Origin of the sequence: Nostoc sp. CHAB 5836 (assembly GCF_020829445.1) — a bacterium.
GTDB lineage: Bacteria > Cyanobacteriota > Cyanobacteriia > Cyanobacteriales > Nostocaceae > Nostoc.
Map to the genome: position 1 here is coordinate 1 of NZ_JAIVFV010000243.1, position 8,102 is coordinate 8,102.

The following is an 8,102-nucleotide window of genomic DNA, read 5'->3' on the forward strand; positions in this document are numbered from 1 at the left end:
GCATCACCCTCCACCCATTTCGCTGTGTTTGATGCGGCAGCGATCGCTTGACCATTCGCTCACTATTCATTGATGAAAAGCTGTAATCTTTATCTGGCAAGCATTTCGGCTTTTCTTAGTGCCATTCACATAAATCTTTTGACACCAGATTACAGTCAATCTCCCCTAATATTAGATGGGGCGGCCCAAAGTCGTTTGAACTTTTTCTGGAGAAATCTCAATGACCATTTCAATGTACCAAGCTTTAATACCCGTGTCTATTCGCACACTGAATAACCTTGTAGCTATTCTTGAAAAAGGTTCTGCTTATGCAGAAACTAAAAAAATAGATCCGAATGTCTTGATAAATAGTCGCCTATCCCCAGATATGTTTCCATTATCAAAACAAGTACAAATTGCCTCTGACATTGCAAACAGAGGTGCAGCAAGACTAGCTCTTATAGAAGCACCAAAATTTGAGGACAATGAAACTACATTTCCTCAACTTATTGACCGCATTCAAAAAACTATCTCTCATTTAAATACATTTAAACCTGAGCAAATCGACGGTTCAGAGGAGAGAGAAATTACCTTACAGATGCGTGACAATACTTTATCTTTTCAAGGAATGCCATATCTGTTCTATTTTGTTTTACCAAACCTTTATTTCCATGTCACAACAGCGTATAACATTCTCAGACACTGCGGTGTAGAACTTGGTAAAGGAGACTTTCTTGGTCAGCCTTAATCAGAGCAATATCGGCTCTTGCGTAATTAGCGTGCTAAATTAGTTAGAAAAATACCTTAAAACCCTTGCTGGGCAATCATAACAGTCATTATTCGCTATCTTTTAGATCGGATTGCTAAAATTTCGGCTATAAGTGCCTGTAAGCCTTGATTTCAAAGCAAATTCATCAATTTTAATTAAAGATTTAGCACGACAAGTACGAAAGAGCCAAACAATCATTAAAAATGAAGTCATGCCTACGTCTATTTATCAGATCACCCATATTGATAATTTACCTTAAGAACAATAGTATCGTCTGTATCACCACTCCCTGCTTCTCCACATGATTGATCACGATCGCCTCTTCAAAGAATTAATATCTACGTTTTTTGTTGAATTTCTCGATTTGTTCCTGCCTCAAGTAGCACAGGAAATTGATAGAGATTCAATCCATTTTTTACCCCAAGATGTTTTTACTGATGTCACTTCTGGGGAGAAAAAGGAGATTGATTTATTGGCACAAGTTAAGTATGGACAACAAGATACTTACTTTTTAATTCACGTTGAGAATCAGTCTTATACTCAATCAGAATTTGCCAAGCGGATGTTTAAGTATTTTGCTCGGCTGTATGAAAAGTACGATTTACCGATTTATCCGGTGGTAATTTTCTCCTTTGATGAACCGAAACGCGCCGAATCGACTAATCACTGCGTGACATTTACTGATTTAAATGTACTTGATTTTAATTTTAGGGCAATTCAGTTAAATCAGTTGAGTTGGCGGGATTATTTAACGCAGCCAAATCCAGTTGCAGCAGCACTGATGGCGAAGATGAATATCAGGAAAGAGGAACGTCCCCAGGTGAAAGCAGAATGTTTGCGGTTGCTGACAACATTAAGATTAGACCCAGCGCGAATGCAATTGATTTCTGGTTTTGTGGGTGTATATTTAGATCTGAATGCGACGGAGGAGGAAGTTTTTAAAGTCACAGCCGATAGAATGGAATTAACCAAAAAGGAGGAATATAAACAAATGGTAACAAGTTGGGAACGAGAAGGCGCTCAAAAAACAAGAGAAGAAATTGCGTTGAATTTACTACGAAGAGGAATGATCATAGAGGAAGTGGCACAAATAACGGGTCTAAATATAGAACAAGTGCAGCAGTTACAGGTGCAACTGTTTGAAGGGAAGTGAATAAGAGCTAACACATAAAAAGAGAACTCTTCGCGTTAGGGACAACCATTTGATTAGGCTTGTGGTAATACCCAAACAAAGAGAAACTTCGAGATAGAGTAACTTTCAGGTATAATTTCCTCGAAAACAAACCATGCCCAAAACCTGGAACATCAAAATAGACAACTATTTCCAACCCAACCCAAACTGCATCATCGCCACCGCCCATGTAGACAGCTTCCCCACAGACCTGCCCCTAGAACCCAACATCAGGGAACCAAACCGCAGAAGCGCCACCTACAGACAAATCTTCGACTCCCTGACGACCCAGCAAGAAAAATTCTTCTCCCGTCACAGTGGAATAACCCTGTGTGCAAACTCCTGTAAGCTCAACAAAACTTTACTCGAACTACAAATTTTAGAAGCAAGCGAGGGGGGAAGTGATGGGATTATCAACGGCGGTCACACAATTTTAGCAATTGAGCAAGCGAAAAAATACAAGTACGACCTAACCCTTGCCAGAGTCCAAGTTAAGATTCACATCGGACTTTCTGAAAATGAGGCGCTAGACATCGCCCTAGCAAGCAATACCACAACGCCAGTAGATTCCCGCTCCAAAATCAACGCCAGGGGTGATTACAAATTCATCAAAGAGGATTTAACCCAGTTAGAAGCCAAAGAAAATACAAAATTCCGCATCGCCTATTACCAGAATCAAAGCGGCGCTCCCAGAAATGCCCAGTGTAATGTTACCCATTTGCTGAAGCTGCTTAACTGCCTTGACAGAAACAAGTACAATCCCAATGGCAATAAACGAGCCAAGCATCCAGCAAATATGCATATTGCAGGTAATATTACAGATACGGAAAGGGAAAGATTAACCACTTTACTACCTCTGCTTCCCAAAGCTCTGTGGATAGAGCAAAGACTGTATGAAATTATCCAAGAACATATCAGCAATCCCAGAAGAAAGGGCATCAACGACTTAGCATCAATTGATATACGTAAAACTACTTTGTTGCCAGATAGTAGGTATTCCTTTGGGTTTGGTGCGCCAACGGACTTGGCACTACCGATAGTTGCATCCTATCGTGTATTTTTGGACAAAGATTACAAGTCTTGATTTGAACCTCCTTGGTCTGCAAACCAGCAAATTCTAAAACACGGTTAACTATTTGGGGTTTTATGGGCTGGGGTAGTCCGTTGCGTTCGGCATATAATTCGCCGATTGCGGTTGGAGACAAATGTCGGTCGGGAGTCGCAACGATTTCTTGAATTGCTCCGACCAACTCTTGTGCCATTGGGGTTATTTCGGGACACAGCGCTTGTACACCTCGAAGGATGGTGATGGTTTGGAGTTCTGCACTAAGCCTTGTGCCAGACAGAATCTTTTGCCCAAAGTTCACGAGTTCGTCAAGCGTGGGTTTAGTATTTTGTTGCTGGTTTGGCTTGGGCATCTCATATCTGCCAGTACGCCGTAGCGATGGAAGCACTTCGTGAAAGACCCAGCGCTGGAACCGTTTGGCAACTGGTTTACGCGATTTGAAAATCAGACGGTAAAGCCCAGGCTCAGTCACAGTCAGCATTTCTTGTCCTTGAGGGTTGTCATCACCAGGGGTATAGACATTAGCTAGACCCCTCTCGTCTTCATCGAAAGAACCTAACGCATCACTTGGATTCTTAATTTCAAGAATCGCACAGACATCGGCAGCGACCCATTCTGGTTTCTCTGGTGTACCGACGAACCGAACTTCTTGAGACTCAAACACAAAAATTGATAGGCCTGACATAACTTAATTTCTCCAATATTAATTAAATACGAGTTAATGCAAGTAAGCAAAATTTAATTCGCAGAAGCGTAGCTTTAATGAAAGTTTGATGATTATCTAATCCACCTTTTTGTACCCAGACTTGATGGTAGTGAACTGAGGTGCGACTGCTACTTCTACCGTAGTAATTTTCATGGCAACTATTGCATACCCCTACACAATCCCAGCCCGGAATTTCGTAACCAGATACGCTTGCACGAGGGAAATGCAGTAAAAAGATACCCAAAATCCGGCGCAATAAAGAGCGCTTGTATTTGAGGTGATGCACAACAGTAGCGCGTCCATGCCAGGGATTATTAGTGCAGTGCGGTTGCAATTTGTAGACGCGTCTACAAGTGATTGACCAGTTAGAGGCATATTCAAATCTAGTTAAGGATTTACGCATTATGTGAGTCGAATTGGTGTTTTATTCTTGAGCGATAAAAAATTGAAGAAATCACTTCCTGACCACTACCGGAACTCGACCGGAAGTGTAATGCCCAGAACGTAGTCTGGAATTGGAAATTGAACTACAACACTTACTGGTTAATGTTAAAAACGCTGAAACCTTCTTTTTCGTTTCCGCACAATTGATTATTCTCAATCAATTGTGCTATAGCATTTCTTAAGTAAAGAACACTCTTTTTCTCTTCGCCCCACTTGCGGCTGTTTCTGATAGCTGCAAAAGAAGCTGGAGGATTAGCAGTAGCCGCAACAATTGCCACAATCTGTTCTAAATCAGCCTCAGAAATATTAATCTCTTCTATTTCCAGAAATTCCACCTCTTGCTCTTGATAAGGCTTTGAAAAAATGGACTCCAGCTGATTAACTGCGCCTGTCGGTGCAATTTTCTCTCCTCTAGGCATAACTGCCGGTTCATGCTGCTGAATTAATTCCGGGAAGAACTGAAGTAATGTTCTCGCTGGATCTGGTTGCCCATTGCCGGGGTGCAAATGAGTTTTCAGCCATTCGGGAATCATGCCCAAGTCGCCACCGTTAACAGGTTCCCCAAAGTTATTAGGGTTAGCTTTAAAATACTCTCCACTAGCAACATTTATTTTGCGTAAACCACCAGCACTAACAGATTTAGCAACACATCCAATAAAGTTAATCGAGGTTTTAAAAGTATCTGCTAGCCCTGCTGTGGCCTTGCCAACCACAGAAGTTAAGTTGGAGCCATGCAACACAATGATTAATGTACCGCCACACTTAGCGAAGCGAGAAAGCAGATATCGGATCGCCCAAGTGCGATCACTCTCATCAAGTAGGGACAGCAACCGCATCGCCTCATCAATCACTAACAGTAAGTTTTTGTGGGAGTAAGGATCACTTCCATCTAACCCTTTAAGAAATTTAACTAAGTCACGGGCGACTAATTTATCTGCCCCGTCTGCATCTTTTTCGGGGTATTTAAGAGCAGAAATAAGATTGCAACTAAAGGGGTAAACGTCTACCCCGGCTGTAAAGTATTGGGTGTTCAATCCGGGGTCAAGCGCTGTTGATAATGTTGCCAGGATTGCTGCTAAGGTTCCCTTACCACCTCGCTGAGTGCCAGCGATCGCTACAACCTGAGAACTCATCATCTCTTCAATCAAAAAACCACTTTTAGTTAAAGCCTTAATTACAGCATCCGCCCTCTGAGCCAAAGGCAAAGCAATTATAGTTTCTAGCGTCAAATCATCTGCTGATGGCTGGTTATCATTTAGAGAACTTGCAGCTATATCGGACGATATAGTCTCTGGTGTTGGATTATCAGCTAATGACTGTTCATCATCTAAATACTTTGCAGTTATAGTCTCTGGTATCGGAGCATCAGCTAATGCCTCCAATCGTGTGGTCGCTTGCTGTAACTGCCGAATATCTACGCCTTGTGCTTGGAACTGCTTGATATCTATAGTAGATGGTAACTCAGTTGGAGTTTGGCTGATCGCCCTCACCTCTTGATGGTTTACCCGGCTATCAATTGTGACATGCTGCAAGTGATCAGCCATACTTTCAATAGTGGGCAATTGTCGTCCTTTGAGTTTGCCAAACCAACCAAACATCCACCGATAAGCATAAAAACGCTTGCCTGGTTCAACTTGCGTTAAATACTGGCTAATGTTCTCAAACTCGGCATGAAGAAAGGCGTATTCTTCAGCCTCGTGTCGCTCTAGGAATTTAACAGTGTTGACAAGATGTTGAGCTTGATAATTGCTTCTAGAATCATAGTCCCCAGTACGAGCTAGAGCGTCTATAAAGTTGCCACGCACAAATGGTATGGGCGCAATTTCTTTAGTACGGTTCGAGTGTTCGACAACAAACCATAGCCACGCAGCACCGCCAATTAAACCACCAACTAGTGCCATTGGGTTCACCGCATAACAAACCGCTCCTATCCCAGAAGCCAACAAGCCAAGTACACGGGTCATGTCTGCTTCGTTCTCAGATACCCGTGCCATTTCAAATAATTGGTCTTTTCTCTCCTGCAACCATTGGGCGATATTCCCGGCTTCTAAGTGAGACAAGCTAGGGTATGATTCGCGTAAGTGTTCCGTTTCCTTAGTTGTAATTTTTGGGATATTATTGCAATGCATAAAAGAAATGCCACGCTAGGAGTTAAGAAGCCGCTCAATAGAGAGAGTTGTTGAGCAGCACTCACTTTAATCTTTGGTCAACCGCCAGATGGCGAACCCAATTTCACCAGCCATCATTGTTCCAACGTTAAACAAGATGCAGCCCAAAATCATGAATGGGGCTGTGTACTCGAATGGGTTGCGAGCTGCAAAGGTAGTGACAATATCAAACACCCAAACCGCGATTACAACTAACCCCGCACTAGAGCGATCGCGTGTACCTGCGGTTTTATAATCTGCCCACAGATGACCAACTAAATCAATCTTGCCACTTGGCTTACTTTCCAACTCATAAGCCATGTGGTCTTGAAGTTCTCGCCGTGCTGAATCTGGATTCTTGCCGCGTAGAGCATGAGCCTCAATCACCTGTACACCCACAGAAATTATGAATGCTAGGTAGAAAAATGGATTGAATAATGCAAGTGGCACGTTAAACCATCTCCAATCCGGCTGGAACCAGGGGAATAAAGGAGACCCCTGAAAAATTAACTGCCAAGTTGAATCGGCGCTAATCATAGAACCACCGATGAACAAAATCCCTCCTACTAACGCACGGCCCGCACCCCCATTAGCAACAAACTGATTAACAATTGCCGCAGCCGCTCTAATGGGTAAACCAACAATCATTACAACTGCCTTGGCACAAAAATCGATGATTTCACCAAACGATCGTTTCTTACCTTTTCCTTCACTACCTTCCGCGCCTGAACCCATAGTCATTATTGTTTTCTCCTAACTGGTCTAATATTTTGAACGCTTTTACAAATCTCTTTGTCTTTGTACTTCCACTTCCAAATTCCTTCTTCAATCCGACCTATACAACGCCCAGAAGCATCAAAAACATCAACAATTTCATCATCTTGATAAAGAGTTGTGTCTGGTCTGGGATTGCGTTTACTGCTGTCAAAATAATTGGTAATCCTCAGTTTTCGAGTTGTGGGCATGACTCCGGCTTCATATAACGCATCACTGGTTTTTGCCCGTTCTTCTATGCGCTGACGTTCTAATCCTTCGGTGGCTTTTAATCTTTCGGCTTCTGCATAAGCCCCCAACTTGGGTATTAAAGGGATGAAGAAAGGCAAGAAGCAGACCCCGACACCAGCCAAAGCTAGATACAATTGCTTCTTGTACATTTCACTGCACCATTGTGCTGATTAGTGCAAACTTCTCCCATTGCTTTAACTCATGCAGTCGTTTAAATACTGACTCCGCTTCATTGCTAGGAGCGGTAGAAGATTCACACTCTACCCATGCTTGATGAGCGATTTTTGCAATTAACCAGAGTGTGTCCGATTCGTTCATCTTCTCTAGTCCTTCCCCCCATGTTTCACACATATCTTTAATGAGTGCATTGTCGTGAGAGAGGGAGTAATATCCTACGGGGTGGGCCATTTTGATATCCTTAATTTCTGTTTTTTCTGTCACACGGTTTTTTTCGGTTGCAACAAAAAGGCGTTTCATGTTTCACGTTTCACGCTACGAGAATGCTGTTTCACGGTGTTTCATGAGCCTGAAACGCTGATGAAACCGTTGAAACAGTTTCGTGAAACAGTGCTGTGAAACAGTTTTATGAAACACTACCCTTCATAACGGCTTTCAAACAAGGAATTGTCTGGTGTTTCATGTTTCACGTTTCATGTTTCACGCTGCCGGAATGCTGTTTCATGGTGTTTCACGCCCCGAAACACTGATGAAACCGTTGAAACGTTTCATGAAACGTTTCATGAAACAGTTTTATGAAACACTCCCGCCCATCACTATTACTTTGATGCCCGTCTCAGAAATGTCAATCCTGCACC

At 42.6% G+C, this 8,102-nt stretch carries 9 protein-coding genes and 1 pseudogene; 4 read left to right on the top strand and 6 right to left on the bottom strand.

The window, feature by feature from the left end:
* The first annotated feature begins 220 nt into the window (after positions 1-220).
* The 3 genes and pseudogenes from LC605_RS29375 to LC605_RS29385 form a co-directional block, all read left to right on the top strand.
* Complete coding sequence (locus tag LC605_RS29375) at positions 221-727, top strand: DUF1993 family protein (RefSeq protein ID WP_229550969.1); 507 nt, start codon at positions 221-223, stop codon at positions 725-727.
* Positions 728-1,049: 322 nt separating this feature from the next.
* Entirely contained in the window at positions 1,050-1,901 is an 852-nt protein-coding gene (locus tag LC605_RS29380; RefSeq protein ID WP_229550970.1) for an Rpn family recombination-promoting nuclease/putative transposase, read from the top strand.
* 133 nt (positions 1,902-2,034) lie between these two features.
* Positions 2,035-2,994, top strand: a pseudogene (locus LC605_RS29385) (AIPR family protein); the annotation flags it as partial.
* On the opposite strand, the gene LC605_RS29390 reads toward LC605_RS29385, so the two are convergent.
* From LC605_RS29390 to LC605_RS29415, 6 genes are all read right to left on the bottom strand, one after another.
* Positions 2,891-3,670 (bottom strand): BRO family protein, encoded by a 780-nt coding sequence (locus LC605_RS29390; RefSeq protein ID WP_229550971.1) that lies wholly within the window; start codon positions 3,668-3,670, stop codon positions 2,891-2,893. The pseudogene LC605_RS29385 and the gene LC605_RS29390 sit on opposite strands and share 104 nt — an antisense overlap.
* Before the next feature lie 22 nt (positions 3,671-3,692).
* Complete coding sequence (locus LC605_RS29395; RefSeq protein WP_229550972.1) at positions 3,693-4,094, bottom strand: hypothetical protein; 402 nt, start codon at positions 4,092-4,094, stop codon at positions 3,693-3,695.
* A gap of 133 nt (positions 4,095-4,227) precedes the next feature.
* A complete protein-coding gene (locus LC605_RS29400; protein WP_229550973.1) occupies positions 4,228-6,264 on the bottom strand; it encodes a hypothetical protein in 2,037 nt (678 codons plus the stop codon).
* Positions 6,265-6,330: 66 nt separating this feature from the next.
* Positions 6,331-7,023 (bottom strand): hypothetical protein, encoded by a 693-nt coding sequence (locus LC605_RS29405; RefSeq protein ID WP_229550974.1) that lies wholly within the window; start codon positions 7,021-7,023, stop codon positions 6,331-6,333.
* Complete coding sequence (locus LC605_RS29410; RefSeq protein WP_229550975.1) at positions 7,023-7,436, bottom strand: hypothetical protein; 414 nt, start codon at positions 7,434-7,436, stop codon at positions 7,023-7,025. Before LC605_RS29410 ends, LC605_RS29405 begins: the two co-directional genes overlap by 1 nt.
* Before the next feature lies 1 nt (position 7,437).
* Positions 7,438-7,764, bottom strand: coding sequence for a hypothetical protein (locus LC605_RS29415; protein ID WP_229550976.1), 327 nt, complete (start codon positions 7,762-7,764; stop codon positions 7,438-7,440).
* A gap of 154 nt (positions 7,765-7,918) precedes the next feature.
* Here LC605_RS29415 and LC605_RS29420 point away from each other — a divergent pair.
* Positions 7,919-8,102: hypothetical protein (locus LC605_RS29420; RefSeq protein WP_229550977.1), on the top strand; the 184-nt coding region annotated here is incomplete at its 3' end.